Origin of the sequence: Catenulispora rubra (genome assembly GCF_015356825.1) — a bacterium.
GTDB classification, from domain to species: domain Bacteria; phylum Actinomycetota; class Actinomycetes; order Streptomycetales; family Catenulisporaceae; genus Catenulispora; species Catenulispora rubra.
In genome coordinates this window covers 1-20,270 of the sequence record NZ_JAACYW010000120.1, presented here as the reverse complement: position 1 = coordinate 20,270, position 20,270 = coordinate 1, and the positions used below count along the sequence as shown (strand labels likewise).

General features: G+C 70.1%; 16 protein-coding genes, 1 tRNA gene and 1 other RNA gene. 6 read left to right on the top strand and 12 right to left on the bottom strand.

Features of this window, described 5'->3' with window-relative positions:
• Positions 1-94 precede the first annotated feature (94 nt).
• The 8 genes from GWK61_RS59850 to GWK61_RS28575 form a co-directional block, all read right to left on the bottom strand.
• On the bottom strand, positions 95-1,237 hold the full coding sequence (locus GWK61_RS59850) for an N-acetylmuramoyl-L-alanine amidase (protein ID WP_194913480.1): 1,143 nt from the start codon (positions 1,235-1,237) through the stop codon (positions 95-97).
• A 195-nt stretch (positions 1,238-1,432) separates the two neighbouring features.
• Positions 1,433-1,759, bottom strand: a complete 327-nt coding sequence (trxA, locus tag GWK61_RS28605) for a thioredoxin (protein WP_194913469.1) — start codon at positions 1,757-1,759, stop codon at positions 1,433-1,435.
• A gap of 94 nt (positions 1,760-1,853) precedes the next feature.
• Positions 1,854-2,807 carry a thioredoxin-disulfide reductase gene (gene trxB, locus GWK61_RS28600; protein ID WP_194913462.1) on the bottom strand — a complete coding sequence of 318 codons (954 nt, stop codon included), beginning with the start codon at positions 2,805-2,807 and terminating at the stop codon, positions 1,854-1,856.
• Positions 2,808-2,917: 110 nt separating this feature from the next.
• Positions 2,918-3,790, bottom strand: a complete 873-nt coding sequence (locus tag GWK61_RS28595; RefSeq protein ID WP_194913460.1) for an RsmA family anti-sigma factor — start codon at positions 3,788-3,790, stop codon at positions 2,918-2,920.
• Positions 3,787-4,464 (bottom strand): RNA polymerase sigma factor SigM, encoded by a 678-nt coding sequence (sigM, locus tag GWK61_RS28590; protein ID WP_194913455.1) that lies wholly within the window; start codon positions 4,462-4,464, stop codon positions 3,787-3,789. The genes GWK61_RS28595 and sigM overlap by 4 nt, the downstream gene beginning before the upstream one ends.
• A gap of 10 nt (positions 4,465-4,474) precedes the next feature.
• Positions 4,475-6,217: a protein kinase gene (locus tag GWK61_RS28585; protein WP_194913442.1), complete on the bottom strand. Its 1,743-nt coding sequence runs from the start codon at positions 6,215-6,217 to the stop codon at positions 4,475-4,477.
• A 184-nt stretch (positions 6,218-6,401) separates the two neighbouring features.
• On the bottom strand, positions 6,402-9,086 hold the full coding sequence (gene murJ, locus GWK61_RS28580) for a murein biosynthesis integral membrane protein MurJ (protein ID WP_194913430.1): 2,685 nt from the start codon (positions 9,084-9,086) through the stop codon (positions 6,402-6,404).
• Between the two features lie 54 nt (positions 9,087-9,140).
• Positions 9,141-11,345, bottom strand: a complete 2,205-nt coding sequence (locus tag GWK61_RS28575; protein WP_194913422.1) for a DUF6049 family protein — start codon at positions 11,343-11,345, stop codon at positions 9,141-9,143.
• A 56-nt stretch (positions 11,346-11,401) separates the two neighbouring features.
• On the opposite strand from GWK61_RS28575, the gene GWK61_RS28570 reads away from it, so the two are divergent.
• Positions 11,402-12,877 carry a CCA tRNA nucleotidyltransferase gene (locus tag GWK61_RS28570; protein ID WP_194913418.1) on the top strand — a complete coding sequence of 492 codons (1,476 nt, stop codon included), beginning with the start codon at positions 11,402-11,404 and terminating at the stop codon, positions 12,875-12,877.
• Here the strand turns inward: GWK61_RS28570 and GWK61_RS28565 are convergent.
• The 3 genes from GWK61_RS28565 to GWK61_RS28555 form a co-directional block, all read right to left on the bottom strand.
• Complete coding sequence (locus tag GWK61_RS28565) at positions 12,808-14,112, bottom strand: MFS transporter (RefSeq protein WP_194913408.1); 1,305 nt, start codon at positions 14,110-14,112, stop codon at positions 12,808-12,810. The genes GWK61_RS28570 and GWK61_RS28565 overlap by 70 nt on opposite strands.
• A 97-nt stretch (positions 14,113-14,209) precedes the next feature.
• A complete protein-coding gene (locus tag GWK61_RS28560) occupies positions 14,210-14,506 on the bottom strand; it encodes an LppU/SCO3897 family protein (RefSeq protein WP_194913407.1) in 297 nt (98 codons plus the stop codon).
• Positions 14,503-14,799, bottom strand: a complete 297-nt coding sequence (locus GWK61_RS28555) for a type II toxin-antitoxin system VapB family antitoxin (protein WP_194913400.1) — start codon at positions 14,797-14,799, stop codon at positions 14,503-14,505. Before GWK61_RS28555 ends, GWK61_RS28560 begins: the two co-directional genes overlap by 4 nt.
• A gap of 211 nt (positions 14,800-15,010) precedes the next feature.
• Here GWK61_RS28555 and GWK61_RS28550 point away from each other — a divergent pair, with 211 nt between their 5' ends.
• The 3 genes from GWK61_RS28550 (at position 15,011) to GWK61_RS28540 (ending at position 17,761) form a co-directional block, all read left to right on the top strand.
• On the top strand, positions 15,011-15,553 hold the full coding sequence (locus tag GWK61_RS28550; protein ID WP_194913399.1) for a SigE family RNA polymerase sigma factor: 543 nt from the start codon (positions 15,011-15,013) through the stop codon (positions 15,551-15,553).
• A 1-nt stretch (position 15,554) separates the two neighbouring features.
• Complete coding sequence (locus GWK61_RS28545) at positions 15,555-17,099, top strand: hypothetical protein (RefSeq protein ID WP_194913397.1); 1,545 nt, start codon at positions 15,555-15,557, stop codon at positions 17,097-17,099.
• 167 nt (positions 17,100-17,266) lie between these two features.
• Positions 17,267-17,761: an FBP domain-containing protein gene (locus GWK61_RS28540; protein ID WP_194913395.1), complete on the top strand. Its 495-nt coding sequence runs from the start codon at positions 17,267-17,269 to the stop codon at positions 17,759-17,761.
• Positions 17,762-18,007: 246 nt separating this feature from the next.
• Here the strand turns inward: GWK61_RS28540 and GWK61_RS28535 are convergent.
• Positions 18,008-18,092 (bottom strand) — tRNA-Ser (locus GWK61_RS28535).
• Positions 18,093-18,145: 53 nt separating this feature from the next.
• Here GWK61_RS28535 and ffs point away from each other — a divergent pair.
• Both ffs and GWK61_RS28525 read left to right on the top strand, forming a co-directional pair.
• Positions 18,146-18,242, top strand: an RNA gene (gene ffs / locus GWK61_RS28530) — signal recognition particle sRNA small type.
• Positions 18,243-18,277: 35 nt separating this feature from the next.
• Positions 18,278-20,270, top strand: a 1,993-nt coding sequence (locus GWK61_RS28525) for a DNA polymerase III subunit gamma and tau (protein WP_194913393.1), incomplete at its 3' end; no start/stop codon positions are given.

Genomic DNA, 20,270 nt, shown 5'->3' with positions numbered 1-20,270 from the left:
CCCGCAGACCGCGGGGCGCGAGGTGGCCGCCGATTCCGACGGCCCCGGCGGCCGACCCGTTCAGTGCCCGTCCAGCACCAGCACCAGCACCGGCTCAGTGTGCGCGCAGCTCCGCCAGCCGCAGCACCCCGGTCGGAGCGTCCGACTCCGGCGGCAGGTACAGCCGCTGGACCGCGACCACTATGGCGTCGGCACACGACTCGCGGAACCGCTGCGAGGCGAGCAGCGCGGCGTCGTGCGGGCTGGTGAGGTAGCCGAGCTCGATCCGCACCGCCGGCATCTGGGTGTAGCGCAGCACGTCCCACGTCATGCCGTGGGTGCCGAGGTTCGCCAGCCCGGTGCGGGCGGTGACCTCGCGCTGGACCAGCCCCGCGAACCGCTCGCCGGTGGGGGAGCTGTGGCCGAAGCGGTCGTTGCCGTAGTAGAACGCCGCGACCCCGGAGGCCGCGGGGTTCGCGTGGGTGTCGCAGTGCAGCGAGATGAGCAGATCCGCGCCGAGCTCGTTGGCCTTCTCGGCGCGCCGCCGGTCGTCCGGGCTGCCGCCGGGACCGTGCGACATGTGGGTCGTGACGCTCAGCTTCTCCAGCCGGGTCTTGACCCGGTCGGCGATGTCGAAGACCACCTCGGCCTCGATCAGCCCGCCGGCGCTGACGCCGGTGTCCGGGCCGCCGTGCCCGGGGTCCAGGACCAGGGTCTTGCCGAGCAGCGCGGGACCTGCGCTCTGGATGGCCTCTGATTCGCGCATCGCGTGCAGCAGGCCGCCGTGCGCCATGCGGCGGTTCAGGCGGTTGAGCGCCTGGACGGTCGGCAGGTCGGTGACCCCGGTCGCGGCGAGCCCGACGTTGCGCTGGAACTCGCGGACGGCCGTCACCGTGATGGGGTCGTAGGCACCGTTGACCCGGCCGCAGTCGAAGCCGAGGGTGAGCAGCGACCGCTGGAGCTCGGCCACGTCGTCGCCGAACGGGGGCTCGTCCGCCGGGACCAGGTCGCGGTCGCCGAGGCGCCAGGAGGCCTCCTCCAGCAGGCGCATCGTCCCGGGGGTGACCACGCCGTCGACCGTGGTGCGGCGGGTCTGCTGGAAATGGCGGACCGCGGTCTCCACCGCCTCGTCGAAGACCGGCTCGCCCTGGGCGGGGATGGCCCCCGCGTCGATCAGGCCGAGCCGGGCCAGGCGTTCACGGATCGCGGCCACCGCGGGCCCGGAGTCGCCGCGGCGGTAGGTCGGTTCAGTGGTCACGGTCCTCTACCCTACGCACTCTGTCACCCGTGTCCTGCGCAAAGCTCGAAGGGGCGGTCCAAAGACCGCCCCTTTGAAGCGCACGATACCGAGTCAGCTGACGTAGCGAGACCGCGCTGAACATTTGAAGCGCACGATACCGAGTCAGCTGACGTAGCGAGACCGCGCTGAACAGCTGCACAAGTCCCCACTGGATCAGGCGACGTAGTCCGCCAGGTCCTTGAGCAGCAGAGCCTTCGGCTTGGCGCCGACGATGGTCTTCACGACCTCGCCGCCGCGGTAGACGTTGAGCGTCGGGATCGACCGGACGCCGTACTTGGCCTGAGTGAGCGGGTTCTCGTCGGTGTTCAGCTTGACGATGTCGATCTTGTCGCGGTGCTCGGCGTAGATCGCCTCCAGCACCGGGGCCACCTGGCGGCACGGGCCGCACCACGGGGCCCAGAAGTCGACCAGCACCGGCTTGTCGTTCTTCAGGACCTCCGCCTCGAAGGTCGCGTCGGTCACTTGGCGGATGTCGCCCATGGTGTGCTCCTCATAGTCCGGGGTGACGGTGGCGGTGTTTCCCGTGAAACATCGACGATGTTCCACGGGGCTGTGTTCGGATGAAAGGCGTGGCTCAGACCGTGACGGGCTGGTGGTGTGCCAGCTCCGACAGGTGCTTCTCGGCGTCCAGCGCGGCGGCACAGCCGGTGCCGGCCGCGGTGATGGCCTGCCGGTAGGTGTGGTCGACCACGTCACCGGCCGCGTACACGGCCGGGAGACTGGTGCGGGTGGTCGGCGACTCCACCTTGATGTAGCCCTCGTCGTCCAGGTCCAGCACCCCGCGGAACAGCTCGGTGCGGGGCAGGTGGCCGATCGCCACGAACAGCGCGCCGGCCGGCCGCAGCGTCTCCTCGCCGGTCTTGAGGTTGCGCAGCTTCACCCCGGTCACCTGGGTGTCGCCCTCGATGGCGACGACCTCGGAGTCCCAGACGAAGGAGATCTTCGGGTTGGCGAAGGCCCGCTCCTGCATCACCTTGGACGCCCGCAGCTCGTCGCGGCGGTGCACGACGGTGACGGTCTGCCCGAAGCGGGTGAGGAACAGCGCCTCCTCCATGGCGGTGTCGCCGCCGCCGACCACGATGATGTCCTGGCCCTTGAAGAAGAAGCCGTCACAGGTGGCACACCAGGAGACGCCCTTGCCGCTGAGCCGCTTCTCGTCCGGCAGGCCCAGCTCCTTGTACGCCGAGCCGGTCGAGACGATGACGGTGTGCGCCTCGTGCACGGTGCCCGCCGAGTCGGTGACCTTCTTTATCGGTCCGGTCAGGTCGACCGCGGTCACGTCGTCGAAGACCAGCTCGGCGCCGAAGCGCTCGGCCTGCTTCTGCATGTTGTCCATCAGGTCCGGGCCCATGATCCCCTCCGGGAAACCCGGGAAGTTCTCCACCTCGGTGGTGTTCATCAGCGCGCCGCCGGCGGTCACGGAACCGGCGAACACCAGCGGATTCAGGCCCGCGCGCGCGGTGTAGACCGCCGCGGTGTACCCGGCGGGTCCGGAACCGATGATGATGACGTTACGGATCTCGCTCACGTGAGCCTGGCCTCTCGAATTCCTGGGGGCAGTTCAGTGCCGGTTGGCTCAACCGATCCTAGGCAAGATGCATTCCCGGCTGTGCCACGTGAGCGGTTTCTCGCACGGTGTTAAGGGCGCGTGATCACGACATGGTCGACGGATTGTCCCGGATTGCCCGAAGTGCACATGTCCACGTCGACGACATAGACGTCGACGAGCGTCGCGCTGCCGGCCCGGGGATAGAGCAGCAGCCAGGCCGGCTTGCCCTGGTACACGGTCTGGGTGCTGCCGATCAGCTTCGTACCGGCGGGCACCACCGTCGGCGGGCAGTCGGGCTTGGCGGCCTGGGCCGTCCCGTTGGCGGGGGTCATCGTGTGCAGACTGAGCAGCGCCTGGGCCTGCTGGGCGATGCCCGCGTCGGAGAAGCCCGAGCCGCCCGAGGTCGCGTCGGGCTTTATGACGCCGGCTTGCGGCGACTCTGTGCCGGGACCCTGGCCGGCGACGTGAGAGCCGTCGACGCTGGGCCCAGCGGCGTTCCCTGCGGCGGTACTGCTGTCCTTCGAGGAACTGGTCGCGTTGTTCAGCGCTGTGACTGCTCCGATACCGCCGACGACCACGAGCGCCGCACCGGCCAGACTTCCGAGGGCCATGCGGAACCGCCGACGGCGCGGCTGAGCGGCGGCCGCGCTGCGACCCACCGGGGAGCCGGCCGAGGCTCGCGCCGTTGCAGCAGTGCCCAGCGGCGGTTCGCGATACAGCGCGGCCTCGACACGGGCCACGACGTCCTGCGGGATCGGCATCGGAGGCAGCAATCCGCCCAGGTCGGCCAGGTCGGCCTCGCCGGTGATCAGCGCGAAGTCGGCAGAGCACACCGGGCACGAGGCCAGGTGCGCCCGCGCCCTGTCGGCAGCGGCGGCGTCGAGCGATCCCTCGACCAGGTCGGCCATCTGGTCGGGGTCCAAATGCGTCCCGGGACGGGAAGCGGCGGGATCGGTCATCATCCGGCCGTGCCTCCTTCCCGGCGATCTTGCGGCGTCGCAACTTTGACGCGGGCCGCGGCCCCTTGGTTCCCAGTCGACGCGGCGTTCCCCGGAGATTCCGTCGGGTTTCCTTCGCGGAGATGTCTCAGGAGCGGCAGCAGCTTCGCCCGCGCACGCGCACAGCGGCTCTTGACGGTTCCCGGAGCCACGCCGAGAGCCCGGGCCGTCTCGTCCACGCTGTAGCCCTCGACGTCGACCAGGACCAGGGCCACCCGCTGCTCGTCCGGCAGGGTCGCCAGCGCCGTTTCCAGGGCCAGGCGCAGGTCGGTGTTGGTGATGTCGTCGGTGACGGTCGGCCGCGCGTACTCGGTCTCCACCTCCGGCAACGGCACCGTCGGCCGGCTGCCGCGCCGCCGCATCCGGTCCAGGCAGGCGTTCACCACGACCCGGTGCAGCCAGGTGGTGACCGCGGAGTCGCCGCGGAACGAGCCGGCGGCGCGGTACGCCGAGATCATCGCGTCCTGCAGCGCGTCGGCGGCGTCCTCCGGATCGCCCAGCGTGCGCAGCGCGACCGCCCAGAGCCGGTCGCGGTGCCGGCGGAAGAGCTCGCCGAAGGCGTCACCGTCCCCCTCGACGTGCCGGGCCAGCAGGGCCCGGTCGTCGAGCTGGGTGAGGTCGGCACCCTGGGGAGGCATGGTCGCCAGGTCAGGAGGCGTTGAACTTCACGGACATGACGGAGTCGCCGTAGCGGCTCCCGCTGTCCTTGGCACAACCTATGGTCTTGTCCGGATTCGCGACCGGCGGCAGCGACTTGTTGAACCAGATCAGCACGAAGCGGGTGCTCACCGGGGAGGCGGCCTTCAGTGTGACCGTGGTACCGCCGGCGTCGGTGGTCGCGATCGACTTGAAGCCGGCCGGCGCGCTGCCCGGGACCAGAGCGGGTACCTGGGTGACGGAGGCGTCGGCCGCCTGCATCTCCATGGCCGCGCCCGCGGTGCCGATGGTCACCGTCGCCGACGAGATGCTCTTGACCGAGCCCAGGTCGAAGATCAGTCCGGTGCTCTTCGGGTTGCCGCTGTGTGTCGGGTTGGGCCCGCAGTACTGGTTGGTGACCCAGCCCTTGTCAGTGAGCTGGCCGCCGACCAGGTAGCCGGAGCCCTCCTTGCCGTTGTCCTCGTCGTAGACCGAGACCGAGGCGGCGGTGACGTCGGTCGAGGCCGGCGCCTGGCTGGAACCCGTGGTGGCGGCCTGCGAGTTCGACGTGCTCGTGTTGCCGGCGTTCTGGTTGCCCTTGCTGCCGCTGTTGTTGAACATCGTGTAGGCCAGCAGCGCGACCGCGGCCACCGCGGCCAGGGCGCCGATGCCGATCAGCGCAGAGCTGTTGCGGCCGCCGCCGCCTCCGCCGTGGTCGCTGCCCCGCGACCCGCTGTGGCCGGCGCCGGAGCCCCCGCCGCGCGGACGGTACTCGTCCTCGTCGTAGGAGCCGGGCCGGGCCGGGGCGCCGTGCGCGGTCGGGCGCGGCGGCGCGGGCTGGTAGCTCGGGGCGACCTGCGGCATCGCCGTGGTCCGCGCGGTGCCGGCGGGCATGGCCGGCATCACAGTGGTCTGCTGGTGGCGCAGCGGCGCGGTCTGCGGGGTCGAGGGCAGCGGGGCCTCGTAGCGCGGGCGCGGCAGCTGGGCCAGGGCGTCGGCGACCTCGGTCGGGGTCTGGTACTGCGGACCGGCCGGGCCGTCGCCGAGGATGCGCAGGACCACGTCGTCGAGCTGCGGGGTCACCTCGGAGCGCAGTTCGCTCGGCCGGACCGGTTCGGGCTGCTGCGGCCGCCGGCCGGTGAGCAGCGCGTAGGCCAGCTCGCCGATGGCGCTCAGGTCGGTGCCCAGCGGGTCGCGCGAGACGGTGCCGGTCAGCGCCGCGGCCAGGCACAGGTCGAGGATCTTCACCTCGCCGGTGTCGGTGCGCAGCACGGTCTTGGGGGACAGCCGCAGGTGGGCCAGGCCCTGGTCGTGGGCCTCGGTGATGGCCCGGGCCAGCTCGGTGGTGATCCGCACGGCCTCGGTGACCGGCACCGGGCCGCCGCTGAGCACCTCGCCCAGGGTGTGCCCGTCGTGCAGCCACTCGGTGATGACGTAATAGAGGCCCTCGTCGGGGACCGCGTCCAGGACCTGCACGAAGTGGTTGTCGGCCATCGCGGCGGCGGCGCGGGCGGCGGCCATGAAGGCCTCGGCCCGCGGCTGGTCCGAGCGCAGCAGGTGGATGCGGTTGGGCCGGTTCAGCTTCTCGTCGGTGGCGAGCCAGGTGATGGCCGGGCCCGTGGTGTGCAGGACTCGGTCCAGGCGGTACCGGCCGTCGAGCCGGTCGCCCACGGTAACGCCGAGTGACAGGATCAGCGCCTCGGCGTCCGCGCCGAGGCCGCCGTCCGGATCGGTGGTCTGGTCCGCGGCTGCCACATGACTCCCTGGTCCGTGCATGCTCTGTGGCATGGTCTCGTCATCCCCGCCTCATGGTATTAGGTTTCGTGCCGTCCTCGTGGCGCGTTGTCCGACCCTCATCAGTGCAGACCGTTCAGAACCATGGGTGGTTGCTTCTGGAAAACGTCTTCAGACCGGTCGGCACCGCGATATCGCCAGGCGGCTACCTCCCCAGTTTCGCGCGCACCGAGCCGAGCAGCTGCTCGACTTCTTCCACGTGCATCAGGCGGGCGCACAACACGTACAGGGTCGCGAGCAGGCCACCGCCGACCGCCAGCGAGACGGCGGAGCCCAGCCAACTCTGACCGACCATACGGTTCACGTATAAAGCGACGATAAAAGTAGCGCCGGCGGCGACTGCGGAGGCCCCGATAAGCCGGGTGTAGGTCTGCATGATGCGCTGGCCGTCCAGACCGCGTAGCCGCCTCTTGAGCTTCCGAGCGGTGATGACCACGCCGAGGCAGTAGGCGACGCCGTAGACCGTGCACATCGCCACGACCGCCCAGCGCTCCTTGCCGCCGCCCTTCAGTGTGTAGAACACCGCCGTGCTCAGCGTCACGTTGGCCGCCGAGATCCAGATGTTGATGGTGAACGGGCTCTTGGTGTCCTCGAAGGCGTAGAAGCCGCGCAGCATCAGGAACTGTGCCGAGAACGGGATCAGGCCCAGCCCGAACGCGGACAGCATGTAACCGATGATGTGCGCGTTGTCCATCGACACGCCGCCGTGCTTGAACAGCACCACGGCGATCTGCGGGCCCAGTGCCAGGAAGGCGAACGCCGCCGGGACTATCGCGACGCCGGTCACCCGCAGGCCGTAGGAGATGTCCTCGCGGACCGACTCCAGGTCGTCCTTCACCGCCGCGCGGCTCATCCGGGGCAGCAGCGCGGTGATCACCGAGACGGTGATCAGGGCCTGCGGCAGGCCCCAGATCATGTAGGCGTTGTTGTACGCCGCCACGCCCCACTGCGGCCAGCCGTCGTTGTTGACGTTGGAGGCGTAGCGCATCACCACGGCCAGGCCGATCTGGTTCACCAGCACGAACAGCAGGGTCCACTTGGCCAGCGTGACCGCCTTGCCCAGCCCGTGGCCGCGCCAGTCGAAGCGCAGCGTGAGGTTCATGCCGGCGGACTTGATGTACGGCAGCAGGGTCAGCGCCTGCACCGCGATGCCCAGCGTGACGCCCAGGCCCAGCAGCCGGACGTCGGCCGCCGGGATGGTCGAGGGGGTCAGGTCGGTGCTCTGGTTGATGTACCAGTAGGCGCCGGTGGAGCCGATGACCACGACGTTGGTCAGCACCGGCGTCCACATCATCGGCCCGAAGCGGCCCTTGGCGTTGAGGATCTGGCCGAGCACCACGAACAGCCCGAGGAAGAAGATCTGGGGCATGAACATGCGGCCGAGGTCGATCGCCAGCTGCCGGTTCGAGCCCTTGAAGCTGGAGAACACGTCCACCAGCTGCGGGGTGAACAGCTCGGTGAGGACCGTCAGCGTGAGCACGCCGGTCAGGACCAGGGTCAGCAGCCGGCTGGCGTAGGCCGCGCCGCCGTCCCGGTCCCGGTGCATCGAGCGCACCAGCTGCGGTACGAAGACCGCGTTCAGCGCACCGCCGATGATCAGGATGTACAGCATGTTCGGCAGGTTCAGGCCGATGGTGTACGAGCCGGCGATGTTCGTGGTGCCGATCGCGGCCACCAGGAGGAACTGCCGGACCAGGCCGGTCAGCCGGGACGCCAGCGTGCCCAGGGCCATCAGCCGCGAGGCGCGCCCGACGCTGGGCTCGGCCGGGGCCTGCGGGCGGACCTCGGTCGGGGTGCGCTCCCGGACGCCCTGCTCCCAGGGGGCGCCCTCGCGGGTGCCGGGTCCGGTGCCGGCCGGGCCGCCGGGCCCGCGCGTCGCCGGGCCCTGCACGCGGCCGCGACGTGGTGGTATCAGGGCTTCGAGGTTGCTGGGGTTCGCGCGGCGGGGCGCGACCGTCATCGTCGGGATCGGCGAGAGGTCCCAGCGGGTGGCGCTGACCGCGTCCTCGTAGTCGTCGCGCCAGTCGCGCTCTTCGGGGTCCTCCTCGGGGCCCGCGCCGCGCTGGTCCTGTTGCGGGGGCTGCCAGGACGGCGGCTGCTGGTCGCCGCCGCGGCCCGGGACCTCGTCGCGGAACAGGGCGCGGCTGTCGTCGATCGGCCGGCGGCCGTGGCCGCCCGGGTCGTGATTCTGGTTCTGGTTCTGGTTCGGCGGGGCCGGCTGCCAGGACTCGGACCGCTCGCGGCGCGGGTCGGCGCTGTGCGAGGGGGTGCCGCCGAACTGGTCCGGGCGCGGCGCGGCCTGGCGCGGATCGGGCTGCCTGGGATCGGGCTGGCGCGGATCGGGCTGCCGGCCGGGCGGGGGGCCGGCGAACTGCTGGGGACCCCTGGGGTCAGGGCGCTGCCCCGGCCCGGGCGCGCCGGGGACCGGGTACTGCTCGCCACCCTGCGGGGGCTGACCGGCACGGTAGGAGGCCTGCGGGCCGGCGTACTGCTCACGGCGCGGCGGCTGGTTCGGCGATTGGTTCGGCGGCTGGTTCGCCTGCGGCGCGCCGGGCGGGACCGGATGCTGAGGGACGGGCTGCGGCGGCCCCGGGGGACGGCCCTGCCCGGCCCGCGGGTCGGGATGCAGCGGCCGGCCGGTCTGCGGGTCGAAACGGGGCTCCGACGGCGGGGTCCACGGCTGTTGCGGCGCGGGCCCGGGGGCCGGGGTGTGACGAGGATCACTGCCCTGCGGTCCGCCGGGGCCGGGCTGCGGGGCACGCCGCGGCCGCTGGTCGTCGTCCTCGCGCGGCGGATCCGGGTGCCACAGACCGCTGCCGTCGCTCGTCATCTCTCCAGCGCTCCCCGCGTCCGTGGTGTCCGTCGTCCGATCATTGTCGGTGTTTCAACTTGCCATTGTGTCCTGTGCGGGGGCGTGATGGGTGCGCTTGGCGCGGTAGACGCGCAATCCGATCAACAGGACGAGCAGTATCCCCGACCCGATGATCAGACCCAGGGCGATGATGCCGATGCGGCTGACCTTCACCGTGACCTTGGTGTGACCGCCGTCCTCGTTGATCGGTTTGATCAGGCTCGATGGATAATACGTGCAGTTCTGGGTCATGTCCGGGCAGGTGTACAGCGTGGCGTACAGGTCGACCTGCACGCCGTTGCCCTCGCCCTTGACCGGGATCCGGATGGTGGCCGACTGGCCCCGTTCCACGCTGTGCGGTCCTTGGTCCTCATTGACCTTGAGCTGCACGGTGTGTGAGGTGTGCGCGCGAACATAGACCGTGATCGCCGTGTTCGTCTGGTTCCTGATGGTCACCGGCACCGTCCCGGACTTGCCGGACATGGTCAGCGGCGGGGCCTGCCCGCCGATGGACACCAGGGCGTGATCGGCGACCGCCGTGGAGTACACGGTCTGGCTGTAGGCCGCGTCGCCGCTGTGGTTCCGCCACCAGGTCGCCGTCGGCCGCAGCGAGACCGCGGGGTCGTGCTGGTCCGACGGCATGATGTCGTGCAGCGCGTCGTAGAGCTGCTGACTGTCCGAGGCCGAGGCGACGATGTCGGTCGACAGGTTGGCGGTGGTGACCGGGCTCAGCGCCGAGGCGTGTTCGGGCGTGGCCGGGGTGTTGAGGACCTTGCCCAGATCGTCCAGCCCGAACCACTGGTCGGCGGCGGGCACCGTGCCCGGGTTCATGGAGCTGATCGCCTGCAGCAGTTCCTGCGGCGGGTCGAAGTCCCGCGGCGGCGTCACCACCAGTACCCGGCCGCTGTTGTCGCGGTCGGCCAGCGCGGTCTGCGCCAGCCACATCTGTCCCTCCAGGACGCCGGAGGTGTTCAGCGTCGGCGGCGCCGTCTTGGCGGGGTCGGCGAAGATGCTCGAACCCGACAGGTAGTTGTCGTAGACGACCGTGTCCGGGCTGCCCGGCAGTGCGGCGTGCGCCGACGGCCAGCCGGACACCTGGTTCGAGCCGACCAGGGTGACCAGCTTCGAGCCGGCGTCGGCGATGCCCGCGAGCGTGGTGGAGTCGGCCTGGCCGTCGGACGGCCAGGCGATGGTCTGGCCGGTCTGGCCGTTCACCCGGCAGGGACTGATCGGCAGCTTCACCTTCGCGACCGCCTTCAGCACGCTCTTGCCGGGGTCGCTCCGGGAGAGGGTGTTCAGATCCGGGTCGCCGTAGAGGAGGTTCCAGCAGTTGTTGCCGTGCGGCCCGGCGAGCGTGGTGGTGGCTAGGCCGTACCAGTTCTTCGGGTCGGTGCCCGGAGCACCGGTCAGCTTGGACGATGTGCCGTTGCCGCCACTGCTGCCGGTACCGGGGCTGCTGCCGCCGGAGTTGTTGGCATTGGGGTCGGAATAGAAGTAACCGCCGGACAGCGTGTTCGCCGTGTTCAGCAGATCGGGATCGACCAGCCAGTTGACCAGCGGCAGGCCCGCGCCTTCGGTGAGAATCCTGGTGAGGCGGCTGCCCGGCGCGAACTGCTGCACCACGGACTGGTCGGACAGGATCGGCGCCGCCGAGTAGTCCGGCTTCTTCTGTCCGGTCAGCCCCGGCTGGCCGACGACCGGCCACATCAGGGCGATGCGGGCCGGCTTGGCGCCCGACATGGCCGTCGGCTTCCAGACCATGTAGGTCCGCTGCCCGCCCAGGAAGACGCCGTCGTCGTCGAACGCGTCGATGTCGATCGCGTAGACGCCGGGCTGCGGGGTGCGGTAGCCGAAGAGTTCCGTCTCCGTCGGAGCGAGCTTCCACGACTGCGGGGCGCCGGCGGCGAGCTCGGTGAACGTCACCGCCTTGGTCTGCACGGGGTAGCCCGCGCCGTTGGCCGAGCCCATGGACGCCCGGCTGGTCACCAGGCTGCGCCACACTTCGAGGTGGACTCCCCGCAGCGTGCTCGTGCCGGTGTTGCGGATCTTGCCGGCGAAGGTGATCTGCTTTTTGGTGTCGTTGAAGTCCGGGATCTGCGGCGAGACCTGGTTGATCCCGACCTCCACCGCAGGGGAGTCCGAGTGCGCCGCCTCGGCGTGCGCGCTGCCGGGCAACAGATTTGCGGCGCCGACGAACAGCACCAAGGCGGAGAGCGCGCGGCAGACTCGGCTGGTCACCTGACGAATCGTAGTCCGGCCCGGCGACCGCGCCCCGACACGTAAACTCGGACACCATGCACACCGACCAGCAGCGAGCTCCGGAACCGCACCTTGACCAGGCACAGCACGCGGCGGTAACAGAACTGCTACGAGTCGTGCCGGTGCTCGGCGAGCTCGCCGGCCGGTTCGCCGCCGCAGGTCACAGCCTGGCGCTGGTGGGCGGTCCGGTCCGGGACGTGTTGCTGGGCCGGCTCAGCGACGATCTGGACTTCACCACCGACGCGCGCCCCGAGCAGGTGCTGAAACTGGTGCAGGGCTGGGCCGAGGCGGTGTGGGACGTCGGCATCGCCTTCGGGACGGTCGGCGCCCAGAAGGACGGCGCGAAGCTGGAGATCACCACGTTCCGCTCCGAGGCCTACGACCGCGATTCGCGCAAGCCCGAAGTGGCTTACGGCGACTCCATCGGCGACGACCTGTTCCGCCGCGACTTCACGGTGAACGCCATGGCCGTGCTGCTGACCGCCGATCCCGAGCGGTTCGAGTTCATCGACCCCTACGGCGGTCTGGCCGATCTGGAAGCGGGACTGCTGCGGACCCCCGGAACGCCGGAGATGTCCTTCTCCGACGATCCGCTGCGGATGATGCGCGCGGCCCGGTTCGCCGCGCAGCTCGGCTTCGACGTCGCGCCCGAGGTGCGCAAGGCGATGACGGAGATGGCCGAGCGGCTGACCATCGTCAGTGCCGAGCGGGTGCAGGTCGAGCTCTCCAAGCTGTTGCTGGCCCCGAACCCGCGCGTCGGCCTGACGCTGATGGTGGACACCGGCCTGGCCGAGATCGTGGTGCCGGAACTGCCCAAGCTGCGCCTGGAGATCGACGAGCACCACCGGCACAAGGACGTCTACGAGCACACCCTGACGGTGCTGGAGCAGGCCATCGACCTGGAGACGGACGGCCCGGACCTGATCCTGCGGCTGTCCGCGGTGCTGCACGACATCGGCAAGCCGAAGACCCGCCGCTTCGAGCCCGGCGGCGGCGTGTCGTTCCACCACCACGAGGTCGTGGGCGCGCACATGACGGCCGCGCGGCTGCGCAAGCTGAAGTACAGCAAGGAGATCATCGACGACACCTCCCGGCTGGTGGAGCTGCATCTGCGGTTCCACGGCTATGGAGAGGCGGAGTGGACCGACAGCGCGGTGCGCCGCTATGTGCGCGACGCCGGACCGCTGCTGGAGCGGCTGCACAAGCTGACGCGTTCGGACTGCACGACCCGCAACCGCCGGCGCGCCCTGATGCTGGAGCACGCGTACGACGATCTGGAGCGCCGCATCGCCGAGCTGCGCGAGCAGGAGGAGCTGGACTCGATCCGCCCGGACCTGGACGGCAACGAGATCATGGCGATCCTCGGGATCAAGCCCGGGCCGGAAGTCGGGGCCGCGTACAAGCACCTACTGGAGCTGCGCATGGACCGCGGCCCTCTGGATCACGACACAGTGGAGACGGAGCTGCGGTCCTGGTGGGCCGAGCGGGAAGCCGCGCGGAACCAGCCATAAGCGATTCCCGCTAAGAGGTACACAGCGACGGTCGCGTAGAGGAGCGCCGTCGACTTCCCGGACGCCGGCAGCGTCGCGGCGGCCACAGCGGCCGCCGCGACGAAGGCACCGTTGAAGAGCATGTCGTAGAGCGAGAAGACGCGTCCTCTATAGGAGTCCTCTACATTGCGCTGCACTGTGGTGTCTGTACAGATCTTCTGCCCCTGCGCGAGGAAACCCAGAACGAGTGCGCCGATCAACAGCGGGACGACACGCCACCAGCCCGCTGAAGCTGCCAGGGCGACCGCAGAGCCGATCATGCAGACCGTGATCCAGGTCGAGAAATCGACGTGGCGCAGGATGACCGGCGAGGCGAAGGCGGCGATGAAGTAGCCGAGTCCGGAGACCGCGACCGCGGTGCCGAAGCCGCGCAGCCCGGCGTTCGTGTCGTGCGGGTTGTTGAAGGTGTTGCGGAACAACAGCAGGACCATGATGGTCGTCAGGCCGTAACAGAAGCGGTTGGCGGTGATGGCGGCGAGGGCCGCGGCCGCGGGCTTGCGCGCCCGGAGATGTTCCAAGCCCTCCCACAGCCCCTGTGCGACGACCTTCAGCTCGCTCCATGCGGAGTTTTCGGGACGGTCGTCGGGGCCGAGAGAGTCGCGCGGCATGGTGCGCGCCACCAGACCGCCCGCCATATAGAGGACGGCGCCTACGACCAGGATGAGCGCGTTCGCTCCGTCTCCGGACCCCACGAGCGCTCTGACCACGACTCCCACCGAACCGCCGAGGGTCGCGGCGAGGGTGCCGGCCGTCGGCGAGACCGCGTTGGCGACGACGAGCCGTTGGTTATCCACAGCCTGTGGAAGAGCGGCGGACAACCCCGCGAGGATGAAGCGGTTGCAGCTGAGGACGGCCAACGCGGAGGTGTAGAAGAGGAGTCCGCTGTGTCCGGCGAGGACCTGGGCCGCCACGACCAGCACGATCCCGGAGCGCAGCACGTTGGCGTAGTAGAGCACCTGGCGACGGCGCCAGCGGTCCAGGAAGACCCCGGCGAACGGGCCGATGACCGTGAACGGGACCAGCAGCAGGGCGAAAGCTTTCGCGACCTCGGCGGCCGTCGCCTCCTTCTCGGGGGAGAACACGACGAAGGCGGCCAGGGCCACCTGGAACACGCCGTCGCCGAACTGCCCGGTCAGGCGGGTCGCGAACAGCCGCCGGAAGAGCCCGGACCTCAGCAACTCCCGGAGATCACTCACGTTCGCAGCGTAGTGCTCCGGGCGTCCCGGGTGCCTGTAGCGCCGGGCCTACTCGGCAGCCACTTGGGCCTACTCGGGTCTACTCGGGCCGGCTTGCCTACTTGGCGCTGCCGAGGCACAAGGTCTTGGTGCGGTTCTTGTCCACGACGGACATGATCACCGCGGGATAGGCGTCGCAGCCGTTGCTGTCGCCGTTGTCGAGCACCGCGGCCACCTTGAAGGCCGCGCCGCTGTCGGTGCATCCGACGGTCTTGAAGCTCCCGGAGGCCGGGACCGTGATGCAGTCACCCGCTCTGGCCGGCGAGGGCACGGGGCGGTTGGCGTACCAGAGCACGCCGGCCAGAATCGCGACGACCACGACGGCGCCGCCGAGCGCGGCCGACCGCTGTCTCATTCCGAGAGGTCCAGCACCCGCGCGTGCAGCACCGTGCGCTGCTGGAGTGCGGCGCGCACGGCCCGGTGCAGGCCGTCCTCCAGGTAGTAGCCGCCCCGCCAGTGCACGACGTGCGCGAACAGGTCGCCGTAGAACGTGGAGTCCTGGGACAGCAGGGCGTCCAGGTCCAGGTGGCGCTTGGTGGTGATGAGCTGGTCCAGGCGGATCTGGCGCGGGGCCACCTCGGCCCACTCCCTGAAGGAGCGTCCGTGGTCGGGGTAGGGCCGCCCTTCGCCGATGCGCTTGAAGATCACGGCACCAGGGTAGCCGGAGCGGCTCGGGGAGGCGGCAACCGAACAGCAAAGAGGACACAAAATCGTGACGGAACGGGACCGGACTGTGATGTTCGCAGGGCCACAGGTGGCTTTCGCGGCGGTGCGCGCAGGATGGCGGCGCAAAGATTCTCATCGCTCTTTACGAACCCGCCCACGAAAGACCTGAGTCGATACTCACGTGAGATTCCAAATGGGAAGCCGTCCCGCGGAGCACTCCGATACCCGGGAGGAGTTCCGCGAGTTCGCGGTGGCGAGCCAGGGCCATCTGCGACGGTCGGCCTACCTGCTCTGCGGTGACTGGCACTTCGCAGAGGACCTCGTCCAGATGGCGTTCGACCGCATCTACCGGCACTGGAACCGGGTCCGGGCCGCGGACAACCCCGGTGCCTACGCACGGCAGGTGGTCTACCGATGCTTTCTGGACTCCAGGAAGAAGCACCTCGACACGGTGCCCCTGGAACACGTCCCCGAGAGGGCGTCGCCGGCGGACCCGACCGAAACCCGCCTCGCGGTGATGGAAGCGCTGAAGAAACTCCCTCCCCGTACCCGCGCCGTGGTGGTGCTGCGGTACTGGGAGGACATGAGCGTGGAGCAGACCGCGGGGATCCTCGACATCTCCCAGGGCTCGGTGAAGAGCATGGCCAGCCGCGGGCTGGGGTTGTTGCGGGAGCCTCTGGCCGGGTTCGCCGAGGCGTCAGGCCGAGCAGGAGCAGGAGTGAGGAAGCAGACCTGACATGACTATCGAAGAGAACGAAGACAGCGCCGTGCGCGGTCTGCTCGGGACGGCTTTCGCCGACCCCGAGCCGCCGTTGCGCGACCTCGCGAGCGGGTCCATCGCCCGCGGGGACGCGGTGCGGCACCGGAACCGGATGGTCGCCGCCGGCGGGGCCACGCTGAGCGTGGTGGCGGTGATCGGGACGTTCGCCGTGGTGACCGGGGCGGCGCCGGCCGGGCGCGCGCATCAGGACCCGGCGGACCAGGTGACGTCCGCGACGAGTTCGTCGACCGCGGTGAGCCCGAAGGGCTTCCTGGGCTTCGGCCCGGAGATCGGCAGCGTCGACAAGCTCCAGGATGTGCAGAACCGGCTGTCCGGCTTGCTGCAGCCGTTGCTGCCGGGCGGGGTGACCGCGAGTCGGCAGCCCTCGGGGCGCACCCCGGGGATGGTCACCGTCCCGGCCGCCGTTCTGACCACGGCGACCGGGACGACCACGGCGAACATGTGGGTGGGGATGGCGTCCGCCAAGGAGACGGACGCCATCATCCGCGAGGTGGCTTGTCCGCAGGGGTCGACCGGGAGCAAGGGGGGTACCTGCACGACCAGGACAGTCGACGGCGGGACCGTCTACCTGGACGAGTACGCGGCCACCGCGACGGAAACGGTGCGCAGGCAGACGCTGCCGGCGGACGTCGTGAAGGCGGGCACGAGCAACACCATCGTGTCCAGGACGCTGTCGATGATGTTCGTCCCGACCGACCGGACCAAGTACGCGTTCAGCCTGACGGAGTCGACGGCGACCGCGAAGGTCCAGTACGCGGACCACGAGCCCTCGGACTACATGACCGGCGGCATCTGGCCGCCACCGTCGCTCCCCGACAACACGTGGGCCTACGACCCTTCGGGGCCGGCGATGTCCGCCGACGACCTGATGGGGATGCTGGGCAGGCCGGGGCTGAAGAATCTGGAGTACCTGCTCGATCCCCGGACCGCGGTGTCGCAGGACACGCAGACCCGGCTCTCGGCCACCGAGGCGCAGATCGTCGCGGCTGCGGAGGCTGCGCTTCCGTCCGCGGTGAAGGTCAGCGTCGACGTGTCCTTGATGCAGCCGGAGATCATGCTCACCGGGCCGAGCGGCAGGAACCAGTTGCAGTGGGAGGCCGTCCCGCAGACCACGCAGTACAAGCAGCAGGTGTTCGGGTTGTGCCCGCCGAACGCCACGTGCACGAAGCGGGCGGTGCCCGGCGGGACGCTGGAGGTCTATACGCAGAAGCCGACCGACAGCAAACTGACGGCCCTGTCGGATACCCCGTCGGTCTACAACTACTGGTTCGTTCCCGACGACCTGAGCAAGCCCGTGCTGGCCATGACGCTGGAGACGTCGGCCGACCAGACCCGTCTGCCGGGCAGGTCCGAAACTGATCCCGGGCAGACGTACTCGGTGAACAAGGGGCCGTACGCGCCGGCACAGGTGAGTGCGGACCAGTTCCTGGCTGCGGCACAGAGCGGCCGGTTGGCGACGGCCATCAGCAAGACGGCCTCGTTGCTGGCGACGTTCCGATAGCTCTTCGAGACAGGACAGTGCCCGGGCATTTCGGTGCCTGGGCACTGTAGTTTGGTGTGCCGGGCCAGGGCGGCGCCAGGGCATCGGCGTGGCATCGGAGCGGTGTCGGCGAGGTATCGGCAAATTCCGTTTTGCCGTCGCGGGCCTGTCATGGTCAGCTCGTTTCCATGCACCCTGTCACCGAAGACGACATCCGTGCCAGCTTCGCCAACTGCTCGCAGGGCGAGGCCAAACGCATCCCGATGCCCCGCGACCTCGCAGCCGTCCCCTGGCCCGAACTCGACTTCCTCGGCTGGCGCGACCTCGGCGCCCAGGACCGCGCCTACCTGGTGACGCCGCGCGGCGACGGCCTGACCGGCGTCACGCTCCGCAGCGCTGCCAGCCGCAAGGGATTCCTGCGCCGCAACCTGTGCTCCCTGTGTCTGACGACACACCCGGGCGGCGGCGTCTCCCTGATGACCGGCCGCAAAGCCGGCGACGCCGGCCGCCAGGGCAACTCCGCGGGCCTGTACCTCTGCGCGGACCTCGCCTGCTCGCTCTACATCCGCGGCATGAAGTCACCCGGCGCCGGCGGCCGGATGGAGGAGACGCTCAGCGTGGACCAACAGGTCGGACGCATGTCCGGGAAGCTTGAGGAATTCCTTGCGCGACTCGGGGTGTGACGCGGTCGCCGATCCGGTCAGCCGATCCCGTCTCCGGCCCGACCGCCGACCTCGCCGGGTCACTCGAAAGTGTCTTTTCGGAGCCCTGCGGGTGTCGGCCTCGTGACGCTCGTCACACCGCAGCGGCCCTCTTGCCGGCGTCAAAACCGCGAACGAGCCCCGAATCCGACCGCTCAGCACCAATCCGATGCCTGGAAAACGAACGACCCCGAGCCGCGTTTCCGCAGCTCAGGGTCGTCCCACAAGCGGAGAATGCGAGATTCGAACTCGCGAGGGGTTGCCCCCAACACGCTTTCCAAGCGTGCGCCCTAGGCCACTAGGCGAATCCTCCGCCGAGAAGCATACCTGACTCTCGGGATGGGTCCGCACTCCTATATGCTTGTCCCCGGACTCCCATGCGGCGTCATCACACTCAACTCCCCCAGGGCTTGACGGCAGCAAGGGTCGGTGTGCTCTGGCGGGTGCATGGGAGTTCTTTTTTGTCCGGTTGTCGGTCTCAGCCGATACCTTTGCTACGTGTCCCTCGCGCTCTATCGCCGCTATCGGCCCGACTCCTTTGAGGAGGTCGTCGGCCAGGAGCACGTGACGCTGCCCTTGCAGCAGGCTCTCCGCAACGGTCGGGTGAACCATGCCTACCTGTTCAGCGGGCCGCGGGGGTGCGGCAAGACCACCAGTGCGCGGATTCTCGCGCGGTGTCTGAACTGCGAGCAGGGGCCCACGCCGACGCCCTGCGGGGTGTGCCGGTCCTGTGTCGAGTTGGCCAACGGGGGGCCCGGGTCGATCGACGTGATCGAGATCGACGCGGCGTCGCACGGTGGTGTGGACGACGCGCGCGATCTGCGCGAGCGGGCGTTCTTCGCGCCGGCGGCATCCCGGTTCAAGATCTACATCATCGACGAGGCGCACATGGTGACCTCGGCGGGCTTCAACGCGCTGCTGAAGGTCGTCGAGGAGCCGCCGCCGCATCTGAAGTTCATCTTCGCCACGACCGAGCCGGAGAAGGTGATCGGGACCATCCGGTCGCGGACGCACCACTATCCCTTCCGGCTCATTCCGCCCGGCGTGCTGCGCGAGCACCTGACCGACATCACGGCGCGCGAGGGCATCAAGGTGGAGCCGGAGGTGCTGCCTCTGGTGGTGCGGGCCGGTGCGGGCTCGGCGCGGGACGCGATGTCCGTGCTGGACCAGCTGCTGGCCGGCGCCGACGAGAACGGCGTCAGCTACGCGATGGCCACCGGCCTGCTCGGCTACACCGACGCCGCGCTGCTGGACCGGCTGGTCGAGGCCTTCGCCGGGCACGACGGCGCCGCCGTCTTCGGCCTGGTCGACCAAGTGGTCGAGAGCGGCCACGACCCCCGGCGCTTCCTGACCGACCTGCTGGAGCGCCTCCGCGACCTGGTGGTCCTGAACGCGGTCACCGACGCCGGCGCCGCCCGGGCCCTCATCGACGTGCCCGACGACCAGTTCGAGCGGATGACCGCGCAGGCCCGGTCCTTCGGCGCCGCCGAGCTGTCCCGGGCCGCCGATCTGGTGAACACCGGCCTGACCGAGATGCGGGGCGCGACAGCCCCCCGCCTGCAGCTGGAGCTGGTCTGCGCCCGAGTCCTGCTGCCCGGCGCCGACGACGCCGAGCAGGGCCTGGCCGCCCGTGTGGACCGGCTGGAGCGCCGCGGCGTGGTGCTGGGTGCCGCCGCCCCCGCCCCGATGGCACCGATGGCACCGATGACGCCGATGGCCGCCGGGCCGCGGGTGGTGGAGGACGAGTTCGACGAGCCGCCGGTGCGGCGGCCGAGCGGCGCCGACAGCCAGCAGCAGCCAGCAGGTGGCGGTGCGCCGCAGCAGACTCAGCAGAGCCAGCAGAATGTCGCGCCGGCCCCGGCAGCCAGCGGCGCGCTCGGTACGCCGCCGTGGGAACAAGGCGCACCTACCGCGAACGCAGGACCCGGATCGCCGGCCGTCGACACAGCACCGGATCCGGCCGCCTCCGAAGCTCCGGAGTGGGCCGCAGAGAGCACACCCTCGCAGCCTTCGAATGACGCAGGCGCGTCGCAGGCCGCCCCGGCTCCCCAACCTCCGGCGCCGCAGCCGCAGCCACAGCCACAGCCGCAATCCCAACCACAACCCGCGCAGTCCGCCACACCCACCGGCGTCGACATCCGTCGCATGTGGCCGGACCTCCTCGAAGAGGTCAAGCGCCGCGACGGCCGCGTGAGCTGGATGCTCCTCAGCCAGAACTCGCAGGTCATCGGCCTGGACGGCGACCGCCTGCAGGTCGCCTTCGTGAGCGCCGGCGCGCGCGACCGCTTCGTGAGCCGCGGCACCTCCGACACGCTGCGTCAGGCCGTGCGCGACCTGTTCAGCTTCCAGTGGCAGGTCGACGCGATCGTCGACCCGTCGCAGACCCCTGGCACGCAGGTCTCGCCCGGCGTCTCCATGACGCCGCCGCCCCCGGCGCAGATGCCTCCGCCGCCGACCTCGTATCAGCCCCCGCAGGCTGAGGCCCCGGCGC